Below are 22,797 nucleotides of genomic sequence, written 5' to 3' on the forward strand. Positions count from 1 at the left end.
CGGAACACCCGCCCCAGCCCCAACAAGGAGATCATCATGCCCTTTATGGATCGCAACGGCCGACCCCTTCCCGATCACCTGACCCGTACCGCCATGGCAGGCGGTCGAGACCCGATGACGCGGCGCGAGTTTCTGGCCACCGCCACCGCCTTTGGCGCTTCTGCGGCCACGGCCTATGCCATGCTGGGCCTGCCTGCACCGGCCCTGGCACAGGAAACACCCGTGAAAGGGGGAACGCTGCGCGTGGGCATGCAGGTGATGGACCTGAAGGACCCCCGCACCGCGGACTGGTCGCAGATCGCGAACCTTGCGCGGCAGTTCCTTGAGCCGCTGGTCAAGTACACGCAGGACTTCACCTTTGAGGGCAAGCTTCTGGAAAGCTGGGAGGTGAACGCCGATGCCACCCAGTACACGCTCCGCATCCGTCCGGGTGTGACCTGGAACAACGGTGATGCATTCATTGCCGATGACGTGATCTTCAACATCAACCGGTGGTGCGACAAGTCGGCGGAAGGCAATTCCATGGCGTCCCGCTTCTCGGCGATGATCGACGATGCAACGGGCAAGGCGCGCGATGGGGCGATCGTGAAGGTCGACGACATGACGGTGCAACTGAACCTTGCGACGCCCGATATTGCCATCATCCCGAACATGGCGGACTATCCGGCACTTGTCGTCCACCGCAGTTATGAGGAGACGGGCTCCAATCTCGCGGCGAACCCGATCGGGACTGGCCCGTTCGAACTGGAGTTCCACGAAGTTGGCAGCAAGGCGCGTGTCGTGCGCCGCAAGGATGGCAAATGGTGGGGTGGTGAAGCATATCTCGATGCCATCGAGTTCACGGATTACGGCAACGATCCCGTCATCGAGATGAATGCCTGGGCCTCGGGCGAGGTTGATCTGAACCAGCAATCAGGGGAGAATTTCCTCGACTCCTTGGATGCGCTGGGCGCGACACGGAACACCATTGCGACCGCCAATACCGTTGTGGCGCGCATGAATGTGGCGCAGGAACCCTATACCGACAAGCGGGTGCGGCAGGCCATCCAGGCGGCGGTGGACAATGCCTTGGTGCTGGAACTGGGCATCTCGGGCCTTGGGACGGTCGGTGAAAACCACCATGTCAGCCCGATCCACCCGGAATACGCCGAACTGCCAAAGCAGACGCGCGATCCGGCAAAGGCCAAGGCGCTTTTGGAAGAGGCTGGCAAGGCGGAATTCGAGTTCGACCTGATCTCGATCGACCAAGATTATCATCAGGCCTCCTGCGACGCGATTGCCGCACAGGCGCGCGATGCCGGGATCAATATGAAGCGGACGGTCATTCCGGGCGCAACCTTCTGGAACGATTGGACGAAGTATCCTTTCTCGATGACCAACTGGAACATGCGCCCGCTTGGTGTGCAGGTTCTGGCGCTGGCCTATCGCTCGGGTGAGCCGTGGAACGAAAGCGCCTATGCCAACCCCGACTTCGACGCGAAGCTGGCGCAGGCGCTGGCCACAGCGGATGTCGACGCGCGGCGGGCGATCATGGCTGAGCTGGAGGCGATGCTGCAGGGCGATGGCGTCCTGATCCAGCCTTACTGGCAGAACGTCTATTCGCATTCAAACCCGAAGCTGAAGGGGTACCGCGTTCACCAGACCTTCGAGATGGATCTGGGTGCCGTCTGGCTTGAGGCCTGATCGAACAAAGTCCCGGCCCGAAGGCTTCACTGAGCCTGCCTTCGGGCCCTGCCCAATCCCTGCGAACGGACCCGGAAAATAGCCTGTCACAGATTGATGCCGTCGGATTCAATCACATCGACGGAACATCACCGCGCCACCAGCTCTTTCGGACACGACCATTGGAAAAGGCAGTTTGAAAGCTTCGACCGGATCAAGGCCGGGTTCTGACCGGATCACCTCAGGAGTAAGACGTCATGCCGCCCGAAACCGGTCTGCGCATTCCGCAGGACAATCGTTTTGTTCTGTCCAACGCCCGGGTTCCGGCCGAACTGGCCGTGGACCCGCCTCTGGGAGCATGGCGGGATGCAGAGGGCGCCTTGCTGCTGGATCTGCTGGTTGATGACGGTCGGATCGCGGCACTTTTCCCGGCGGGAAAGGCGCCTGATGCCGGGGGTCGTGTCGACTTGGAGGGGCGCCACCTCTGGCCCGCCTTCATCGACATGCACACCCATCTTGATTGCGGCCATGCGATTCCCCGTGTCCGGCCGGACGGCACGATCCATGGCGGATTTTCCCTGACCGCAGAGGACTGGCCACGCTGGACGGACGAGGACCTGGATCTGAGAATGGAGTTCGGTCTCCGCTGCGCCCATGCGCATGGCGTTGCCGCCTTGCGCAGCCATGTCGATAGCGAGACGCTTGCCTATTCCCGGCACCATTGGCGCGCGTTGGACCGGATGCGCGCAAAGTGGGCGGGCAGGGTTGATCTGCAAGGCGTGACCATCTGTGCGATGGAGGCGTGGATTGGCCCAGAAGCGCGCGCGCTTGCGGACCTGGCGGCGGATATGGGCGGCATCCTTGGTGGGGTTACCGATACGCTGGACCGGGGCGAGAACGGCACATATGACGCGCTGGGGCAGGCGCTTGACCGTCTTTTTGCCTTGGCAGGGGAGCGGGGGCTGGATGTCGATCTGCATGTCGACCAGACCGAGGACCTTTCCGCCTTCACGATCCCCGAAATCGCCAAGGCCCGGTTACGCAGCGGATTTCAGGGGCGTGTGGTTCTGGGCCATTGCGTGAATCTTTCGCTGATGCCGCCAGAGATCATCGACCGGACGCTGGCCCTTGCCCGCGAGGCCGACCTTGCATTTGTGTCGATGCCGACACCGATGATGTATCTGATGGACCGAAAGCCGGGCCGCACACCGCGTTGGCGTGGGGTCACGGCGGCGAAGGAAATCCGCGCGGCCGGGCTGCCCTTAGCCATCGGTGGCGACAACTGCCGCGACGCCTGGTTCGCTTATGGCGATCACGACATGCTGGATACGCTGAAACAGGCGATCCGGGTCTTTCAGGCCGACGAGCCGCTTGCGGGCAGCCTTGCTATGGCCAGTCGTGTGCCCGCCGACCTGATCGGGCGGCCTGACCTTGGGCGCATCGGCGCGGGCCTTCCAGCCAATCTGGTGATCTTTCAGGCCCGCAGCCTGAACGTCATTCTGGCGCGTGATCAGGCTGACCGGATCGTCCTGAATGCCGGGCGGCGAGTGACCGATCCCTTGCCGCATCATCATGAGCTTGAAGCCGCCCTCGGGCTGGCCGACACTGTATCGTGATCCTTTTTCCGGGGACTTCGCCATGCACCTGATCGACTTTCTTCATGGTTTGCGCTGGCAGGATGTTCCTGCCCCGGTGCAGGATCGCACGCGCGATTTCCTTGTCGATCTGCTGGGCGTGGCCGCGGGCGGGATCGGCACCCGCTTGAGCCGGATCATCCGGGATCACGCGGCGGACCAGTTCGCCCCCGGTTCTGCCCCGGCCCGCATGATTCTGGACGGTCGCGCGGTCAGCCCTGCGGGAGCCACGCTTGCGGGGGGCATGACAATTGACGCCTATGACGCCCATGACGGCCATCGCCTGACCAAGGGCCATGCAGGTTGCGCGGCCCTTCCTGCCGCAATGGCGATGGCAGAGGCGACGGCCAAGCTGGACGGTGGCGATCTGATGGTGTCGCTTCTGCTTGGCTACGAGATCGGCACCCGCGCGGGGATAGCCCTGCACCGAACCGCCTGCGACTATCATACCAGCGGGGCATGGACGGCGCTTTCCTGTGCGGTCATAGGCGCCCGCTATCTGGGGCTGACGGCTGACCAGACTGGCCACGCGCTTGGCATCGCGGAATACCACGGCCCACGCAGCCAGATGATGCGCTGCATCGACCATCCGACGATGCTGAAGGATGGCTCGGGTTGGGGCGGAATGGCGGGGGTTTCTGCAGCCTATCTGGCAAGGTCGGGCTTCACCGGCGCGCCTGCGGTGACAGCGGATGGAGCCGATGTGGCCGACCTTTGGGGCGATCTTGGCCAGACCTGGCGGGTGATGGAGCAGTATTACAAGCCCTTTCCGGTCTGTCGTTGGGCGCAGCCACCCGTTCAGGCGGTTCTGTCGCTGATGCAGGGGCACGGTTTGCGGTCGACGGACGTCGCGCGGATCGAGATCGTGACCTTCCACCAGTCCTTGCGTCTTGCGACGCGCACGCCATCGACCACCGAAGAGGCGCAGTATTCCACGGCATTTCCCGCAGCCGTCGCTGCCGTACGCGGCACCATCGGGGCCGCAGACATCACCGAGGCGGCATTCGCCGACCCCGAAATCCGGCGACTTTCTGAGGGCATGGTGGTCACCGAATCCGACGCCTACAACGCCGCCTTCCCAGCCCGCCGGTTCGCCCATGCCGTATTGGTTCTACAGGATGGAACCCGGCTTGAATCGCCGCCCACCGAAGCGCGTGGCGACCCTGAGGCGATGGTCAGCCGCGATGAAATGCACGGCAAGTTCCACGCCTGCGCCGATCCGGTTCTTGGGGCCGCCAAGGCCATTGCCTTGCGCAAGGCGGCAGAGGGGCTTGGGCATGGGCAGTCCATCGAAAGCCTGCTCGATCTGGCCGTGACCCCGGTCTGAGTGGGGCGTCGGCCGGATCGCTCCATCCAGAGCGCGCCGGACTGTACCTTTTGCCGGATCGGGCAGGGCAAGCGAAGCGACCAGAGTGGCTGGCTAAGCTCGCAACCGCTTGCCGTCTGGATCGAAGGCGGCCCCTTCCAACACCCGTGCGGGATGCGGGCGACCCAGAACCATCACCTGCAACTCCGACCCGGCGGCGATGTCGGGCCGCAGATAGGCGAGCGCCAAGGACTGCCCGACATGGTAGCCATAGGCTCCGGACGAGACCTTTCCGGCGGGTTTGCCCTGCAGGTCAAATATCGGCTCTCCCCCCGTCGCATCCGCTGTGGTCGTCTCGACCACCAGTGTCCGCAGCACCTCACGCGGGGGACGGGACGCAATGGTCTGCCAAGCTGCCTTGTTCAGAAACTCCTTGTCGGCCTTTATGAGCCCCACCAACCCCGTTTCCTGTGGCCAGTATTCCGGCGAATAATCACGGCCCCATGACCCGTAGCCCTTTTCGACCCGAAGGCTCATCAGCGCACGGGAACCGACCGGACCCGCGCCAATTTCTTGACCTGTTTGCAAAAGGGCCGCGTAAAGCCTTGGCTGATCGGCCTCGGCACAATGCAGTTCCCAACCGAGATCGCCGGTAAAGCTGACCCGCAAGGCGATGCAGGGCACGCCCGCCACATCGATCCGGGCTGACCGCATGAAGGGGAAGGCGTTGTTCGAGAGATCGGCATTCGTCAAACGCGTGAGCAGATCACGAGCGAGCGGTCCGGCCACGTTGAACCCAGCCATCGCTTCGGTTGCGCTTTCCCAAACCGTGCCCGCAGGCAATGGCACCGCATCGAAGAAGCGCCTATGATAGCGTTCGGCCATGCCCGACCCGACCATGAAATAGTCGTCCGGGCCGAGACATGTGACGGTGAAATCCCCGGCAATCCCGCCGCGCTTGCCGATCAGGGGGGCAAGGCAGGACCGGCCCGGAATGCCCGGTATCCGGTTGGCCAGCAGTGCCTCCAGCCAGTCCTTGGCCGCGGGCCCCGTGATCCGGTAGCGGGCGAAGTTCGAGATGTCGATGATCCCGGCGCGGTCGCGCAGCATCCGTGCCTCGCGGCCTACGGGTGCCCACCAGTTCTGCCGGTCAAACCCGATGCTTTCCTCTTTCGGTTCGCCGTCGGCGGCGAACCAGAGGGGGTGTTCCCAGCCATAGTTGAGGCCGAATACCCCGCCCATCGCCTTTTGGGTTTCAAAGATCGGGCGGGTGCGCACCGGACGACCCGCTGCACGTTCCTCGTTCGGGAAATGGATCTTGAAGCGGTTGGCGTATTGGTCGCGGACACGGGCCTTTGTGAAATCCTTGCCCGCCCAAGCACCGAACCGCGCGAGGTCCCAGCCGAACATGTCCAGCTTCGGCTCCCCCTCGACAATCCACTCTGCCGAAAGCAGCCCGAGGCCCCCGGACTGCGAGAACCCCGGGATTATCCCGTTGCAGCAGAAGAAATTACGCAATTCGGGTACCGGGCCGAAAAGTGCGCTGGAATCCGGAGACCAAATCATTGGCCCGTTAATGACGCGCTTGATCCCCGCCGTTCCCACCACGGGGACACGGTCGATGGCACGCAGCATGTTGGGTTCGATCCGTTCGAGATCATCGGCAAAGAGTTCGTGGCCAAACCCACTGGGTGTGCCGTCTTCAGCCCAGAACTTCATGTCGCGCTCGTAAGCACCGACCAGAAGGCCTTTGCCCTCCTGCCGCAGGTAATACTCGCCATCCCGGTCAGCGACCGATGGCAGGCGGCGGTCCATCGCGGCAATCTCGGGGATGGTTTCGGTAACGAAATACTGGTGTTCGGTCGGAATCAGGGGGAGAGCGATCCCCGCCAGCGCCGCCACTTCCCGTGCCCAGAGGCCAGCAGCGTTCACCACCCATTGAGTGTGCACCTCTCCCAAAGGCGTTTCCACGATCCATGAGCCGTCCGGCTGAGCCCGCGTCGCCGTCACGGGGCAGTTGCGGTGAATCTGCGCGCCCCGTGCCCGGGCGCCTGCAGCATAGGCCATCGTCACGCCTGACGGGTCGACATTGCCGCCTTGCGGTTCATACATGATGCAGCGGATGCCGTCGAAGTTCACCAGCGGATGCAGACGCTCGGCCTCGTCCCGGCGCACTTCGTGGAAATCCATCCCGTAGTAGCGCGCCTTTGCAGCCTGCAGGCGAAGCTGATGTTCGCGCGCCTCGGTCTGGGCCAGATAGAGCGAACCGGGCTGGAAGATGCCGCAGCCTTGACCCGTCTCAGCCTCCAATTCCTTGTAGAGGCCCATCGTGTAGTGCTGCAGACGACTGATGTTGGTCTGGTCGTGCAGCCCGTGGATATTGGCCGCCGCATGCCAGGTAGAACCGCTGGTCAATTCCGAACGTTCCAACAGGACCACATCCGTCCAACCGAGCTTGGTCAGGTGGTACAGGATCGAACAGCCCACCAGCCCGCCGCCGATCACAACAGCTTGGGCATGGGATTTCAGCTTTGTCTCAGGGCTCGTCATCGCCGATCTCTTCCCGCCGCTTTGCGACATAGGCTTCCAGTTCTTCGCGGATGGCAGGGTCCATCGGCGGCTCTTCATATTCAGCCAACGCCTGTTGCCAGAGGTCGGTCGCGCGGGCGTCTGCCTCTTTCGCACCCGCAAGCGCCCAGTTCTCGTACCCCCGCCAGTCCGACAGCATCGGCTGGTAGAAGGCATTTTCATAGCGCGCCATGGTATGCGCCGCACCGAAGAAATGGCCGCCTGCGGGCACATCGCGGATCGCCTCGAAGCCGAGTTCATCAGCATCCCATTTCAGCGGCCGCAGGAATTCCACGATGTTCTGAAGGATTTCCACATCCAGGATCAGCTTCTCGTAGCTGGCGGTCAAGCCACCCTCGAGCCACCCCGCCGCGTGATAGATCAGGTTCGCACCGCCTATCACCGCACCCCACGTCGCCATCGACGTTTCATAGGCCGCCTGCAGATCGACGGCGTTCGAGGCATTGGCATTCGAGGTTCGGTAGGGCAATCCGTATCGCCGCGCCAGCTGGCCCGCGATCACGTTGGCTTTGGTGTTCTCTGGCGTGCCAAAGGCTGGCGCGCCCGAGCGCATGTCGACATTGCTGGTGAAGGCGCCGTACATCACCGGCGTGCCGGCACGGACAAGCTGCGTCAGGACGACACCGAACAGCGCCTCGGCATTCTGTTGGGCCATGGCGGCGGGCAGGGAGACCGGGGTCATCGCTCCCATCAATGTGAAGGGGGTGATGGTGACAGGCTGGCCATGCTCGGCCATGGCGATGAGGCCATCGCCCATCGCGTCATCCAGAAGCCGTGGCGAGTTGATCGAGATGATGGTTGTGACGCCGGGGTCGCGGGCCATATCCTCAAGGCTGATGCCCCGCGAAATGGCCATCATGCGGATCCCGTCCATCGCCCGGCCCCTGCCGATGGCGGTGCAATGGAAGGTCAGGTCCGAGAGCGTGAGGTTGGCGAAATAGGTGTCCAGATGCCGGTTGTTGGCGGGCAGTTCCTGCGGCGCGGTCACCTGGTTGCCGATCATATGGATGGCGTTGAAATGATGCGCCAACCGGATGAAGTTGCGATAGTCGTCAAGGTTCCCGGATCTGCGTCCGTTCACCCGATCATGCACATTCGGCGGTCCCGCCACCAAGCCAAAGGCCAGATGATTGCCGCCAAGGTTCACACGCTTTGCGGGGTTGCGCGGGGTGAGCGTGAATTCCCGTGGTACGGTGGATAACGCGGCTTCGACGAGGGTTTCGTCGATCCGCACGAGGCCATCGTCGTCGATCCTGGCCCCTGCGGTCGCGAAGAGGGCACGGACATTTGCACCCATCACCTTCACCCCGAGTTCCTTCAGGATGCGGATCGAGGTGTCGTGCAAGTCCTGCATCTGATCGCCGGACAGAATCTCCATCGGCGCGTAGGCGTTCCGGACGCTTTCCCATGGGAGTTGGGCGATGCTGGCCCCGGCCTTTTCGCGCCGCCCTCGTCTTGCTTCCCGCATCGCCATCCCTCGTCCTTTTTCACAGCCTAAAACCTTGGCAGAAAGAGTCACGAAACCGAAACGGGGGCCTGAACCCAAGTTATTCTGGGGCATAGTCGGTGGCCGGACCAGCCGGGATCGACTAATCTGCCGGCAGGAGAGACGCGATGAAGTATCTGCCACCCTTGAATTACATCCGGTCGTTCGAGGCCTCTGCCCGCCACCTGAGCTTTACAAAGGCGGCCGAGGAGTTGCGCATGACCCAAGCGGCCGTCTCCGGCCATGTGCGGGCGCTGGAGCAGTTCATTGGACGCCCCCTTTTCTACCGCGCGCCGCGCAGCCTGACGCTGACCGAAGTCGCATCGGCCTACCTTCCGGCATTGCAACGCGCCTTGGCGCAGATCGATGTGGCCACGGGGCAAGTGCAGACCGTCCGGCACCGAAAGGAGGTCACGATTGCCTGTCCGGCAAGCCTTGCCACCAATTGGCTTCCCGAGCGTCTGAGCGCTTATCGGGCCGAGAACCCGGAGGTCGAAGTCACTGTTCACGCGACGATATGGGCGGAATCCACCGAACAGATTGTCGATCTACGGATCATTCCCCGCCATGTCAGCCAACCACTTGTAGGCGAGAGCTTGGGAGAAGAGCGATTGGTCATGGTCTGTCGGCCTGATTTCTTGACCGGGCCGGATCCCATGCACGTGCCTGCCGACGTCCTGAAGAAGGGCCTGATCCATATCCTTGGCCGACAGGAGTTGTGGGAGGCCTTTGCGCACCATCACGGAATCCCCGACCTGCCACTTGTGCAGGGTCTGAAGACAGACAGTTCCAACGTGGCCTTGGAAATGGCCATCGCTGGGTTGGGCTGCGCGGTCACACTGGCTTCGCTGGCCGAGGTTCACGTGCGGCGTGGGTCGCTTGTGGAGCCGTTCCCCGGCAGGATCGCGAGCGGATGGGGCTATGATCTGCGACCCGGCGAATTGAGCCCTACAAGAGCAAGCGAAAAGCTCATGCAGTTCCTGTTGAAACAGGTTTAGGCAACCCGTCGAACGCGCTCCGGGCGCATGAGGACAAGACAACCAAGGCCGTCAAGAAGGCACAGGCTGAATGCGCACATAGTGCCCCTTCCAGATCGCTTGCCTTCGTTCAATGCTTCTGGCCATGCAAGCCTTGTGTGAACGTTGTGGAAAGATGGTCGCGCAGCGCCGCAAGAATACAGCCGTCATAGGTTGCTCGCCGCGGAGGCGATCAATCGGTGGCCGGGAGTAAGGTGGATGCTCGAGGGTCTTCTCACAAGAGGGCTTCGCTATGGGTACCTTGACACTTCCGTGCGGTTAAAGCCGGGTGCACTGCCTCTCCTCTATAACAGTGACCATTCTTGCTGCAGCTGCAAACATCCGCTTCGTCCGAAACTCGGACCTCGGCACACACCGCAGCGAATGGCCGCTTTCCGCCCATCGCGCCATGCATGTCGCAACCGGCCCATAGCTGCCATTCCAAAGTGCCCCCGCGAAGGGCAGCTTTCCAACCCCAACGCGCTGACGATACAGTTGAGACACCGGGTAGAATGCAGAAGGCAAAGCTGCTGCGATCCAACCTTCTCCATTTGGTAACTCATCAAAAGGCATCAATTCCAGCGAAATGTGCCTCTACTTCATGGTTGGGAGAGATACCCCGCTCGCACTGCAAGTCATCGAGATTTCGTCGCTACTACGGATCCCGGATGTCCATCAGCGTCGCAAGGTGGAAGACCTTCGGGCGCTCTTGAAATGAAGGAAAGGGGAGCGTCCGGTCATCCCGAAAGGCTGGCCGGGCTGCGAGGTCGTTTAAAGCCCAATGCTTCTGACAACACCACAACTCCCGAACAAAGCTGAACCTTTGGTAGGTACTTCGTTCAAGAGGCTCACCCTGTTTTCGAACGATGCCGTTGTCTGATCTTCAAGCTATCTGGAAGCCCTTCATCAGGGGATCACGATCATCGACGAAGATTGTATTGTGCCCGATGATCTGTGCCCAACCGGCCACGCTCGGTCGGATCGCAGGGTTTACGCCAACGTCTGTTTCGCTTTCAATGCGGCAATCAAAAAGAGTCCCGATGATGCTTTCATGGATGAAGTTGTCACCGACCTTCAGCCGACCCCTGGCGTGTAACTGAGCCATCCGTGCTGACGATCCCGTTCCACACGGGGACCGATCAATTGCCTTCGCACCGTAGAAAACTGCATTTCTCGCCGTCGCCTCAGGGTGCCGGGGTTCGTCGCACCACATGACGTGACTGACCCCTGCAATGCGCGTGTCCTCAGGGTGGACGGGTGCGACTGCCTCTTGAACCGCAGCGCGAACAATCGGGCTCAGTCGGACGATGTCGCTCGCCGACATGCGATCAAGCCCGGGCCAGTTCACCTGTGGTTCGATGATCGCATAGAAGTTACCACCATATGACAAGTCGACGGTGATCTCGCCCAAACCTGGCACAACGATGGCAACGTCGCGGGCGTGAAGATAGCTGGCAACGTTGAAGAGCCTTACATGACGGACGTGAGGGCCCTCCATCTGGTATTCAACATTTATGCGGCCCGCAGGAGCCTCGATGGAGAGGCACCCCGGAACGCGGGGAGTAACGAGCCCTGCTTCCAGAGCAGCCGTCACAGTGCCGATTGTGCCATGCCCGCACATCGGCAGACAGCCGCTGACTTCGATGAAAAGAACGCCAATGTCGCAATCCGTCCGCGAAGACGGGTAGAGGATCGTTCCTGACATGACATCATGGCCACGGGGTTCGAACATAAGGGCCGTTCTGACCCAATCATGATCCCTTTGGAATAGAACCCGCTTTTCGGCCATCGACACATTCGGCAATTGCGGCGCACCCGCGGCCACGACGCGGACAGGGTTTCCACAGGTATGGGCGTCGATGCAAAAGAAGGTGTGGCGCATTTGGGAACTCCAGGTTCAGAAGCGATCTACAGAAAAAGGCGAAAGGTCGACGACAGGCGTGGCACCGTCAATCAGATCAGCCACCAGCCGGCCCGTGGTTGCCGCTTGGGTCAGCCCCAGATGCCCGTGTCCGAAGGCATGAATAACCCGCCGGTTCCGGCTTGACCGACCAATGACGGGAAGGCTGTCCGGGGTTGCCGGTCGATGACCCGACCACATTGTGCCGTGGGTTTCGACCAGATCGGGGAAGTACCGGCGGGCAAGGCTGACCAGCGCATTCGATCTTTTGAAGTTGGGTTTGGCGTCAAGCCCACCAAATTCAGCGGCACCGCCGATGCGCAAACCACAAGACAGCGGTGTTGCCACGAACTGTCGTTCAGCGAAAATGATTTCGCGCCCGAGCTGAATGCCCGGCGCCGCGATGGTCGTGTTATACCCCCGTTCGCTTTCCAAGAGAACCCGATCGCCGATGGTCGCAGCCAGAGAGCCCGACCAGGCACCGGCTGCGATCACCACGTCTTCCGCCGCCAGAGGCCCGGCATCCGAGGTGTCCACCGTGACTGCACTTTCCATTGGCGTCAGGCCCACGGCAGAACCGCGGATCACCGTCAGGCCGCGCTGGCGGAGTGAGGTCAAGAGCGCCGAATGCAGGGTCCGTGGGTCAGAGACATGGGACCATTGCGGGGTTGCGACAGCCCGCCGGACAATGGGGCCAAGGGCCGGCTCCATCTCCCGCGCCTGATCTCCACTGAGTTCATCACAAGTGATACCGTGAAGCCGCCTCAGATCCCACGTTCCGGCATCGGCCTGAAAAGCCCGTTCGGTTTCATAGACCGAAAGCGCACCCTTGCAGTGCAATTCGTTCTGCAACCCGTTTGCAGCCAACATCGGCAGGAGGTCGTCATAGGTGCGGTTGTTCAGGCTGGCGAGCGCCTTTGCCCCTCGGAGCATTTCGGTCCGGCTCGATGCATGAGAGAACCTGAGCAGCCAAGGGATCAATGATGGTAGATGACGCCATCGAACGGCCAAAGGACCCAATGGGTCGAGCAACCATCCCGGCACCTTGAGAAAGACGCCCGGGGCTGAGGCAGGAATAACTTCGGACACGGCAATCCCGCCGGCATTGCCATAAGAGGCACGATCGCCTTCGGGATCCCGGTCAAGAATGGTGACCGTGTGGCCACGACCAAGCAGATTATGCGCGACGGCGAGTCCGATGATGCCGCCCCCAACAATCAAAACAGTCCTGCCAGCCATTCCCGGACCTTTCCGCCTGATGCTTCTGCAGATCTCTCTAGGGCAGAATCTTTTAATTGACAACTGTCGATTGGATCCAGTTAAACAATAGCGCCGACCCGCTGGATTCGCGGTCGTCCAACACTGGAGGTCATAATGAAGAAGCTACTCGCGGCAGCGATTGCCGTGCCGATGGCGCTTTGCCTGGCGGGGACTGCAACGGCGGACCCGTCGATTGACAACATCATTGCGTCAGGAAAACTGCGCTGCGGCGTCCAACTCGACTACCCGCCCGCCGGTTTCCGCAACGAACAGAACGAACCTGAAGGCTACGACGTCGCTTACTGCAAGGACATGGCAGCAGCTTTGGGCGTCGAGGCCGAGATCGTGGAAACCCCGTCGGCAGAGCGGATCCCGGCGCTGCAATCCAATCGGATCGATGTGTTGATTGCATCAACTTCGATCACGCCAGCACGCGCCCTGTCGGTTGCGTTCTCGCAGCCCTACGTCAACTACATCAATGTTGTTCTGACCCGGGACGACACGAACATCACTTCTTTTGACGAGATGAAGGGCCGCGCGATTGGTGGCGTGACCGGCACGACGACCGAGAAGGATCTGAAGGCCGCCTTCGGCCAATGGGCTGATCCGGCTGGCAGCTATACCGGCTACGGCAGCGAGGCCGAAAGCTATCTTGCGCTTAGCCAAGGCAAGATTGATGGCCTCATCGTGGGCAATGCGGCCGCCGCGGCCCTAATCCAGAGCGGGCAGTTCGCGAACCTCAAGGTTGCAGGCGATGCGCCGACACCGCCGGATCTGGCTGGGATTGCGGTGCGCAAAGCCGATCAGGACTTGCTTCAGTTTGTCAGGACATTCGTTTGGTCGCAGGTGACGTCCGGCCGCTATGCCGAGCTCTACGCCATCTACTTCGGGGCAGGTGAACCTCCGGCGCTTGCCACCCCGTTGGTCGAATACTGAACAAGAACAGGGGCGAAGGCGGTTCAGTCTTCGCCCAAACCTAGAAGGTGAACTGGTCATGTTCGGCTACACGTTCTACTGGTCGATCGTCTGGCAGAGACTGCCCGAACTTGCGGCAGGTGCAGCCCTGACCCTGCAGATCACGGTGCTTTCCATGATCCTGGGCACCGCCTTTGGGGTTGCATTGGCGATCGGCCGGCAGGGTCGTGGTCTTGGCTTGCGGCTTTCGACGGCATGGGTCGAACTGGCGCGAAACACACCGGCCCTCTTCCAGATCTACATGGTCTATTTTGGTCTGGGGGCCTTTGGCATCCATCTGAGCAGTTACGTTGCGATGGTGGCTGCGCTGACCTTCAACAACGCGGGCTATCTGGCCGAGGTCTTTCGCGGCGGCTTGAACTCAGTCCCCAAGACCCAGATGTCGGCGGCGCGTTCGCTGGGCATGACCGTCGGCCAAAGCTACACGCGGGTGGTCTTTCCGCAGGTGTTCAAGACAGTGTTCTTTCCCTACGTCAACCAATTGAACTGGGCCCTTCTGAACAGTTCGCTTGGCATGATCATCGGTTTGCGGGAACTGACTGGTGCGACTCAGGCGGCCCAATCTGAATCATTCCGCACCTTTGAGTTCTTTCTGGTCGCCGCAGCCATCTATTTTCTCCTGTCAAAAATCGTCGAAGTGTCGGCCCGGCTTATTTTCCGGCGCCTTTCCCGGACGTGACCCATGAAAATCACACTCCCCTATTCGGGTCTGCAGTGGTCCGATCTCTGGTTCGTCCTGGAGGGCATCGGCAATACCGTTTTGCTGACGGTCATCGCCGCAACGATAGGAACAATCATCGGGCTCGCCTTGGGTTGGGCGCGGGGCGAAAGTAAAACGGCCCGCTGGGCGTTTGCACCGATCATCGATGTGGTCCGCAGTGTTCCCCTGATCATTCAGCTTATTCTGGCCAGCAGCTTTTTCGCCATGGCCGGGGGGGAGGCTTCTCCGCTTGTGGCGGGTTGCGTCGTGCTCAGCCTCTACATGGGCGTCCTAACGTCCGAGCTGGTGCGCGCGGGGCTGGCGTCAGTTCACATTACACTTCGGCGCGCGGCGCGGTCCCTTGGCATGAGCTATTGGCAAGAGTTGCGGCATGTTTCGGCCCCGCTTGCACTGCGAGCCGTGTTTCCAGGCTGGGTCGGTACGTTGATTGCGCTGACCAAGGATACCGCGCTTGTTGGCGTGCTTGGCTATGTCGAACTGATGCGCGCCACACAAATCCTGATCAATCGCACCAATGAGGCCCTTCTGATCCTTACCGGAGCGGGCCTGTTCTACTTTCTCATTTGCTACCCGATCTCGCGCTATTGCCGCCGTCTGGAAAAGGCCATGAACCATGATTGAAATCCGCAACGTCCGGAAATCCTTTGGGAACCATGAAGTCATCAAGGGTGTCTCGCTGGAGGTGAAGAAAGGCGAAGTGCTGTGCCTTATCGGAGCCAGTGGTTCAGGAAAATCAACGATGCTGCAATGCATCAACGGGTTGGAGCCCATCCAAGCAGGAGAGATCCTTGTAGACGGCACCTCCGTTCATGCGAAAAGCACCGACCTCAATCTGTTGCGTCAGAAGCTTGGGATCGTCTTTCAGCAGTACAACGCGTTTCCGCATCTCAATGCGCTGGAAAACGTCGCGCTTGCGCCGCGCATCGTGAGAAAAATGCGCCCGAAAGACGCGTTGGAGATTGCCAGGGAACACCTCGATTATGTCGGCCTTTCAGCTCAGGCGGAGCAATATCCGACAAGCCTGTCGGGGGGGCAGCAGCAACGATTGGCCATAGCGCGGGCTCTGGCGATGAGGCCAGACTACATGTTGTTCGACGAGGTAACTTCCGCGCTCGACCCGGAACTGGTGGGTGAAGTGCTCGACACGATCCGCAAGCTTCGGACCAATGGCATGACCATGATCATGGTCACCCACGACATTGCATTCGCCCGCGAAAGTGCTGACCGGGTCGCCTTTTTTGATGGCGGTGGGATCTGTGAAATCGGCGATGCGCGACAGGTCATCACAGCCCCAAACAAAGAGCGCACGCAGCAGTTTCTGCAACGCGTGCTGCACTGAGAAAACACCCCAAGAAACATCTGCAATCAAGAAAGGACACCACAATGGCAATCTGGAAGGGCGTTTTTCCCGCCGTTACCACCAAGCTGCACCAGGACGGCAGCGTCGATCTGGCTGCCACCACGGCCAGCATCGAGCGACTGATCGAGGCGGGCGTCGATGGCGTTATCGTTCTGCCGATGCTGGGCGAGAATGCCTCAATGGACATGGTCGAACGGGAAATGATCATTCGGGCGGCAGTCAAGACGGCCAAGGGCCGCGTGCCTGTCCTATCGGGTCTGGCCGAGATCACCCTTGATCGCGCCAAGGCAAACGCCAAGGCTTACGAGTCCTTTGGGGCCCAAGGTCTTATGGTGTTCCCAAGCCTTGGATACAAGACAGACCCGCGCGAAACGGTTGAATGGTATAAGGGCATCGCATCGGCCTCATCGCTTCCCATCATGATCTACAACAATCCGATCGCATACGGGGTCGACTGCACGGTAGAGGTGCTGAAGGAACTGGTCGACACGCCGGAGATCGTCTGCATCAAGGAAGAAACCGGCGACATCCGCCGCGTGACAGACATGTATGTGGCGTTCGGCGACCGCTTCAGCATCTTTTGCGGCGTCGATGATCTTATTGTCGAAAGCTGTGCTCTTGGCGTGACCGGCTGGGTGTCGGGCATGACCAACGTCTGGCCAAAGGAATGCGTCAACCTGTTCGCTCTCTGCCAGGCAAACAAGTATCCGGAAGCGCGCAAGATCTATCGGGTTCTGACGCCGTCGTTCCATCTCGATACGCATGTCAAACTCGTCCAGTACATCAAAATGGGGGAGAGCCTCGTCTATGGCGCCCCCGAGTGGACACGCGCACCGCGCCTTCCCCTTGTCGGCGCTGAACGCCAGCACGTCATTGCCACGATCACAAAGGCAGTTGCAGACTTGAAAACGCTCTGAAGTCGAACGGTGGTGGCGGGGTCACTGGTGGCCCTGCCGCACGACCGCAAGGCGCCCAGATTTCTCAGGCATTTGAATGACAGCTTAACGCCTCACTTCACATTGCTCCCCTCGATCACGACGCGGCAACTCGGCTCGTGCCCTATCTCGAAGACAAAGCGGGCAGGCTGATTGTGAACGGATTCGGCACAAGTGTTGAAGTGGCCCATGCAATCGTTCATCGCGGTCCGTTCCCGGCTATGTCGGACGGCCGCAGCACTTCGGTTGGTAGCCTTGCGATCCAGCGATTTTTACGGCCGGTCTGTTGTCAGGATATGTCTTTGGCGCTGCTTCCAAACCAGCTTCGCGCGAAGTCATGAAGGCCCGTGACAAAACTGACCGTAACAAAGTGGATGATCCGCTGTCGCACGCCTTGCCCCCGCCAGCCAATGAAAGCTATGGTGAAAATGTTGATTGGATCCAATGCGGCGCGAAATGACAACAGTCGGAAATCCCTCTGAAAAGCACAAGCTGCAGCGCCTCAGCCTGCCAGAGGCCCTGGCCGCATCGCTGCGCGAACGCATCTTGAACGGCGAGTTCCAGCCCGGGGAAGCGCTGGTGCAAGAGGCGCTTGCCGCCGAATATGAATGTAGCCGGATGCCAGTTCGCGAGGCCTTTCGCCAGTTGGAGGCCGAGGGCTTGATCGAAACGAAGGTTCACAAAGGGGCTTTTGTCTCGTCAATTTCTCCGGACGAGGTGATGGAACTGTTCGAGCTTCGCGCCTTGATCGAGTGTGACTTGCTGCTCCACGCGATTCCGAAAATGACAGAGGCGGACTTCATCGCCTGTGAAGAAATCTTGGGCGAACTGGAGAGGGTCTATGCTGAACGGGAAATGGCAAGGTGGGGTTCCCTAAACGCCGCTTTCCACCGGCGCCTGCTGAGCCCCGCAGAAAGAGGCCAGTCCATTTTGATTCTTGGCGGGATAAACCTTCAGGTCGAACGTTTCGTACGCTTGCAGCTCTTGCTGACCGAAGCCTTTGAAACAGCTGCCCTTGAACATCAGCAGTTGCTGCTACTGTGCCGTGCCCGGGATGTGGAACATGCCATCCCATATCTTCGTGATCACATTCTGACTGCAGGGCGTGAACTTGTAGCAGCTATGAAGTCCAAGCGAAAATTTTAAAAAAGTCATACCTTTGCTGGCGCAAACTGTCGCGCGGAAGTGCTATCTGACCAATTCGATCCAGCCTACGTTCTCCTGAACCCTGCCATCAATCAGGTGGCGAATGGTTCTCTCTAATGGGCTAGAAGGGCGGCGCGGGCCAACGTTTTCGTGCGCACTTCTGCCCTAGAATAATGCGGCTAGAGTTGATCCGGCTAAACCCGCCCAGCGGCTCGCGTCCGAAGACGATGTTCTCGGCAACGGATATCGCCGGAACTTGGGGCAACTCCTGCTCGATGATCGAGATGCCGACGCTGAGCGCATCACGCGATCTGCGGAAAGTCACTTTCCGCCGGCCACGCCGAACACCAACCAGACGCCGAGCAGCCATTGATGCTGACCGCAGCAAACGTCCGCTTTCCGCCCATCGCGCCATGCACGTCGCACCAGGCCCTTAACTGACCTTCAAGCCAAAGATGGAACTTCCTGAAAGTGGTCTTTCATGCCCCGACCGTGGTGGAGATGATCGGCAAGCTTCTGCGCCACAGCCAGATGCGGACAACTTCACTATGCCCATTTGGTGGTTTGCCCGTGCGCGAGTGCGCCAGTGCTGTGGCTAGCGCGTTCACACCCAAGCCCGGTAGCGCAGGTAAGTCCGGCGCGCAGGGCTGCACCCATGTGGTAGCAGCGTGACAGCCCAAGACACGGCTTAATTGCAAGACATGCAAGGGTACATGTTTTGATTCACTTTAGGCAACTTGGGGAGGCAGTCACTTTAAGTGGTAAAGATTGCAGTTCTAGGCGTAGTAGGTGGCCATGGTCTCGACTGGGCAGAGCAGTTCTCGGGGTGGCCGTCTGGTGAAAACCGCCCGGGGCGTGGTGAGTTTGGCGGCAGTGATGGGGTTTGTCGGCGCGGGCGGTGCTGTTGCACAGTCGCTGGATTGCGCGGCTCCTGTCGGCGGTCGTGAGAACAGCGAGATTTGCGACCTCGACACCCTTGCGGGCGGCACCGGTAGCAGCACCAGCGGCGTTAGCGCCGACGGATAGGTTGTGGTGGGCCGTAGCCGTGGCAGTGCCCCGCTGGGCGGGTTCCGTTAGGTTGAAGGCAACGGTATGGAATTCCTCGGTTCTCTTAGTCCTGGCTTCTCTAGCTCACCGACTGGCGTCAGCGCCGATGGGTCGGTCGTGGTCGGCCAAAGTGTCTCCCGCGCGTTCCGTTGGGTTGCGGGCAGGGGCATGGAAAGCCTCGGCAACATTGAGGGAAGCAGGTCTCACTCTAGCATTGCCTTTGGCGTAAATGCTGATGGGTCGGTTGTGGTTGGCTGGAGCGCTAGCAGTGCCGGGCTGCGCGCATTCCGTTGGGTGGAGGGCCGCGGGATGGAAAGCCTCGGCACCCTCGCGGGCGACAACAGTAGCATCGCCTGGGGCGTAAACGCCGATGGATCGGTCGTGGTCGGCGATAGCGGCAGCAGTGGCGAGGAGCTGGCGTTCCGCTGGGTGGAGGGCAGAGGTATGGAAAGCCTCGGCACTCTTGTTGAAGGCTTTGCAAGCATCGCCTATGGCGTTAGCGCCGATGGGTCGGTCGTAGTCGGCGACAGCAGCAGCCGTGCGTTCCGCTGGGTGGAGGGCAGAGGTATGGAAAGCCTCGGCACCCTGACAGGAGACAGCTCAAGCGGTGCCGTTGGCGTCAATGCCGATGGATCGGTCGTGGTGGGAGCTAGTGTCGGCAGTGAAGGGTCCCGCGCGTTTATCTGGCGTGCGACCGATGACGGCGGCGAGATGGAGGACCACGAAAATCTAATCACCTCTTTCCCTGTATTGGGCAATGACAGCGCGGTGATGCAGGGAGAACAACAGTTTGCTCTTGGCGCGCTGATGGGCCCGGGCGGGTTGGCGCAGGCAGGGGGATGGTCATTATCGACCCAGATTGGCGCGCAATCGACCGCGCGCAACCCTACCACCGTGGGCGCGCGCGCGACCTCGCTGGCCGCGCTCAACTTTGGGCGGGGGATCAGCGATACCTTCACCCTTGGCGCGACGATCAGCGCGCAGGGCTCCAGCCTGCAAAACAACGCCTTCAACCTGGACACCGGATTTGCCGGGGCGATTTGGGGTAGGTACAGCGCGGGCGGCGCGGATCGGACGGGGCTGCAGGCCAGCGGAAGCCTTGGATTTGCGCGCAACTCCGGCGACATTGCGCGCGGGCGGTTGTTGACCGATGTCGCGCTGGCGACTGGCCAATCGAACGTCGAGACACGCGCCGTGCAGGCGACCCTCGGTTATGGCCTGACGCAGGGTGCCTGGCTGGTGACTCCCAGCCTTGGCTTTGCGCATTACTACACGACACGCGCGGCCTATACAGAAAGCGGCGCTGCCTTCAACGCCAGCTATGACGCGATGACGACTAGCCGCACGGTGGCCACGCTGGCGCTGTCGGGCGATATGAAGCTGGGCGAGCGGGTGCGCCTGTCGCTGGGCGCGGGGGTGGAGCATGACCGGTCGGTCACCGCCCCGCGCTTGACCGGAACCTCGGATATTCCGGGGCTGGCGACGTTCGACATCGGCAGCACGTTCGAAACCAACAGAACGCGCAGTTTCGTGACGGCGGGCTATACCCATGACTTCGGCAATGCCCAAAGCCTGAGCGGCACGCTGCGCGTCGGGCAAGCGGTCTATGGCAGCACGCCGTCGATTGGTGTCGGCCTGAACTACGGCATGCGGTTCTGACAAAATTGTCTGAAAGAGATTTTGCGCCCGGCCATTTGGTCGGGCGTTTTCTTTGAAACCTAGCCGTCCGTTTTCGCAAGGTGCCGCGGGTGCATCGCGGCAACCTCACAGGCGGCTCTCCGCCCCTTGCGTATTGGAGAGCGCTTCCGGCCGGTGGTGTTGAAAATCCTGACCCGCTCTCCGCGCCCAGCGTTCGGCTGTAGATGCCTGCAGGTCTGCGTAGTGCCGCTCCGGGCGGGGCCGCCGTCACTTTCATGAGTTTGCGGAGCTACTGTTCGGTTGCGGCGAGGTGGATTTCGTCTTTGGCTCCGTTTGGGCCGCGCAGTCGCAAGCGACCATGGCCCAAGATGCGCTTGAGGCGGGCGAAGAGCATCTCCACTTTCTTCCGGCGGCGACTGCTCTCGAGGGCTCCAAGTCATGGATCAAGCTCTGTCGTGGTGTTTCAGCTTTCCGGTCCAAAGGTTTCTTGATGGATCCGGTTTACCGAGACACCAGATGCTTCGAGGCCGAGCCGGATGCTGGATTGGAACTCCGCTTGACCACAAAGCATGTAGTGGGCCCGTGAACCCGCCCCAAGGGCTAGCAGATTTTCGGCGGTGATCCGGCCCTGTATGTTGTAGTCAACGCCGGGTCGGTCGGTGCGCCTGGGCCGACTGTATGCCACAATTCTGCGCAGATTGGAGTTGGCTTGCACAAGGCCATTCACCTCATCGCGAAAGGCGTGGGTCGAACCGTTCCGCGTAGCGTGAATATACCAGACCGTTCGGTTCTGTTGGCTGACATTTGCCCAGAGTGCAGACAGCATCGGGGTCAGGCCCACGCCAGCGCTGACCAGCACCAACGGGCAGTCTGAGCAGGGCACAACGAAATCGCCGGAGGGCTTTTGCGCCGCGATAACGCTGCCCTTAAGGCAATCGTCATGCAGGAACCGCGACACGAGTCCATTGTCCTCGCGCTTCACGCTGATGCGGTAGAACCGGCGGTCTTGCGGCGGCCCGGAAAGAGAGTACGAGCGCCTGGAGGTGCCACGAAGGCCGGGAATTTGCACCTCGACCTGAAGATGCTGTCCGGCCTTGAACGGGTCGAGCGGGCGATCATCGAGTGGCGTCAGGTAGAACGACGTGATGTCTTCGCTTTCGCGGACTTTGTTGGCGACCCTCAGCTGCCGCGCCAAGTGATCCAGACTAGCCCACCGCAGCGACACGGCACTGGGGCGCTCGATGATGGCCTCGATGTCAACCGCGATCATGCGCCGGGCGTCTGGGTCATTGGCACCGTCGGGTGACCAGTCGATCTTTGCGCGGCCAGTGACGTGCAGAAGCCCGCCCGTTGCGAAGTCTATGAACAGCAAGCCTACTCGCGGATCCGCGACCAGGTTGCCGATGGTATTGAAAAAGTTGTTGCCCGCATAGTCCGGTATCAGAAGACGGCGGGGGCCGCCCACGCGGACGAAGCCGGGCTCGCCGCCCCGGTGGCTGGCGTCGTAACCACGGGCATTGCCCTCAGCGTTGGGATGGCCCGAACCGATGAACAGCGTGTCGGCCGCGGCTATGCGGGCGATCTGGTCCTGGTTCAGGGCGTCTGACCGCCGGGCCTTGCCGGGCACTGTCGTAACCCGGGTGACGGCACGTTGTTGGATATACTGCGGGCAATTCCCGAAGCTCTGGCGGATGTCTATTTTATAGCCACTCCTGTAAGGGCGGACATGGCCGCTGAAGCGGTTGCGGCGACGCGTGGCCAGTTCGATACCCAGAACGCCGATCTCGGCACCCGAAGCGAAAGCTGCTGAAAGCGGATCGTCCGCCGCAAGCAAGTTCTCGAGGGTGACGTGATACGGGTCGGGCGAGGTGGCAAAGCCGTTCACCCCTTCGACCAGCGTGACCCAAGTCTGGCCTGCAGCATCCATGCCCGAGACCACAAGGAACGGCAGCGATGTGTAGAACGCGCGGTGCTGTTCGGGGAGGTGGTCACGGATGAAGCCGCCGACACGCGCTGCCATGTCGCCCACACCTGCGCGGGCCTGCGCGGCGCGCTCGCCGTCGTGAAAGGGATTGGGGATTTCTGTTTGTGTCATGGCGTGGTTCGCTCAAAGATGTCGCGG

The 22,797-nt window shown here is 61.0% G+C and carries 16 protein-coding genes and 1 pseudogene; 11 read left to right on the forward strand and 6 right to left on the reverse strand.

Annotation, left to right across the window (positions count from 1 at the left end; translation table 11 throughout):
* Window positions 1–36 precede the first annotated feature (36 nt).
* The 3 genes from RSE12_09060 (at window position 37) to RSE12_09070 (ending at window position 4,623) form a co-directional block, all read left to right on the forward strand.
* A complete protein-coding gene (locus RSE12_09060) occupies window positions 37–1,683 on the forward strand; it encodes an ABC transporter substrate-binding protein (GenBank protein ID WRH64449.1) in 1,647 nt (548 codons plus the stop codon).
* A 236-nt stretch (window positions 1,684–1,919) separates the two neighbouring features.
* Window positions 1,920–3,278 carry a cytosine deaminase gene (locus RSE12_09065; GenBank protein WRH64450.1) on the forward strand — a complete coding sequence of 453 codons (1,359 nt, stop codon included), beginning with the start codon at window positions 1,920–1,922 and terminating at the stop codon, window positions 3,276–3,278.
* A complete protein-coding gene (locus RSE12_09070; protein ID WRH64451.1) occupies window positions 3,235–4,623 on the forward strand; it encodes an MmgE/PrpD family protein in 1,389 nt (462 codons plus the stop codon). Before RSE12_09065 ends, RSE12_09070 begins: the two co-directional genes overlap by 44 nt.
* Window positions 4,624–4,716: 93 nt before the next feature.
* Here the strand turns inward: RSE12_09070 and RSE12_09075 are convergent, their stop codons facing one another.
* Window positions 4,717–7,131: an FAD-dependent oxidoreductase gene (locus tag RSE12_09075; protein WRH64774.1), complete on the reverse strand. Its 2,415-nt coding sequence runs from the start codon at window positions 7,129–7,131 to the stop codon at window positions 4,717–4,719.
* Between the two features lie 7 nt (window positions 7,132–7,138).
* Window positions 7,139–8,665, reverse strand: coding sequence for a trimethylamine methyltransferase family protein (locus tag RSE12_09080; protein ID WRH64452.1), 1,527 nt, complete (start codon window positions 8,663–8,665; stop codon window positions 7,139–7,141).
* A 140-nt stretch (window positions 8,666–8,805) separates the two neighbouring features.
* Here RSE12_09080 and RSE12_09085 point away from each other — a divergent pair, with 140 nt between their 5' ends.
* On the forward strand, window positions 8,806–9,675 hold the full coding sequence (locus RSE12_09085) for a LysR substrate-binding domain-containing protein (GenBank protein WRH64453.1): 870 nt from the start codon (window positions 8,806–8,808) through the stop codon (window positions 9,673–9,675).
* A 901-nt stretch (window positions 9,676–10,576) separates the two neighbouring features.
* Here the strand turns inward: RSE12_09085 and RSE12_09090 are convergent.
* The gene (locus RSE12_09090; protein ID WRH64454.1) at window positions 10,577–11,575 is read right to left on the reverse strand and encodes a 4-hydroxyproline epimerase; all 999 of its coding nucleotides are present in this window, start codon (window positions 11,573–11,575) and stop codon (window positions 10,577–10,579) included.
* A gap of 15 nt (window positions 11,576–11,590) precedes the next feature.
* A complete protein-coding gene (locus tag RSE12_09095; protein ID WRH64455.1) occupies window positions 11,591–12,832 on the reverse strand; it encodes an FAD-binding oxidoreductase in 1,242 nt (413 codons plus the stop codon).
* A gap of 135 nt (window positions 12,833–12,967) precedes the next feature.
* Here RSE12_09095 and RSE12_09100 point away from each other — a divergent pair, with 135 nt between their 5' ends.
* The 7 genes from RSE12_09100 to RSE12_09130 all read left to right on the forward strand — a co-directional run bounded on the left by RSE12_09100 (window position 12,968) and on the right by RSE12_09130 (window position 20,696).
* Window positions 12,968–13,789 carry a transporter substrate-binding domain-containing protein gene (locus RSE12_09100; protein ID WRH64456.1) on the forward strand — a complete coding sequence of 274 codons (822 nt, stop codon included), beginning with the start codon at window positions 12,968–12,970 and terminating at the stop codon, window positions 13,787–13,789.
* A gap of 58 nt (window positions 13,790–13,847) precedes the next feature.
* Entirely contained in the window at window positions 13,848–14,507 is a 660-nt protein-coding gene (locus RSE12_09105; protein WRH64457.1) for an amino acid ABC transporter permease, read from the forward strand.
* A gap of 3 nt (window positions 14,508–14,510) precedes the next feature.
* Window positions 14,511–15,170, forward strand: a complete 660-nt coding sequence (locus RSE12_09110; GenBank protein WRH64458.1) for an amino acid ABC transporter permease — start codon at window positions 14,511–14,513, stop codon at window positions 15,168–15,170.
* Window positions 15,163–15,888, forward strand: coding sequence for an amino acid ABC transporter ATP-binding protein (locus tag RSE12_09115; GenBank protein ID WRH64459.1), 726 nt, complete (start codon window positions 15,163–15,165; stop codon window positions 15,886–15,888). The genes RSE12_09110 and RSE12_09115 overlap by 8 nt, the downstream gene beginning before the upstream one ends.
* Before the next feature lie 44 nt (window positions 15,889–15,932).
* Window positions 15,933–16,826 carry a dihydrodipicolinate synthase family protein gene (locus RSE12_09120; GenBank protein WRH64460.1) on the forward strand — a complete coding sequence of 298 codons (894 nt, stop codon included), beginning with the start codon at window positions 15,933–15,935 and terminating at the stop codon, window positions 16,824–16,826.
* A 474-nt stretch (window positions 16,827–17,300) separates the two neighbouring features.
* Window positions 17,301–17,990, forward strand: coding sequence for a GntR family transcriptional regulator (locus tag RSE12_09125; protein ID WRH64461.1), 690 nt, complete (start codon window positions 17,301–17,303; stop codon window positions 17,988–17,990).
* A 1,356-nt stretch (window positions 17,991–19,346) separates the two neighbouring features.
* Window positions 19,347–20,696: an autotransporter domain-containing protein gene (locus RSE12_09130; GenBank protein WRH64462.1), complete on the forward strand. Its 1,350-nt coding sequence runs from the start codon at window positions 19,347–19,349 to the stop codon at window positions 20,694–20,696.
* A 268-nt stretch (window positions 20,697–20,964) separates the two neighbouring features.
* Here RSE12_09130 and RSE12_09135 read toward each other — a convergent pair.
* Window positions 20,965–21,096: pseudogene (locus RSE12_09135) on the reverse strand (transposase).
* A gap of 42 nt (window positions 21,097–21,138) precedes the next feature.
* On the reverse strand, window positions 21,139–22,770 hold the full coding sequence (locus RSE12_09140) for a pyridoxamine 5'-phosphate oxidase family protein (GenBank protein WRH64463.1): 1,632 nt from the start codon (window positions 22,768–22,770) through the stop codon (window positions 21,139–21,141).
* Window positions 22,771–22,797 lie beyond the last annotated feature (27 nt).

This window comes from Fuscovulum sp. (genome assembly GCA_035192965.1).
In the GTDB taxonomy this organism is placed as follows: domain Bacteria; phylum Pseudomonadota; class Alphaproteobacteria; order Rhodobacterales; family Rhodobacteraceae; genus Paragemmobacter.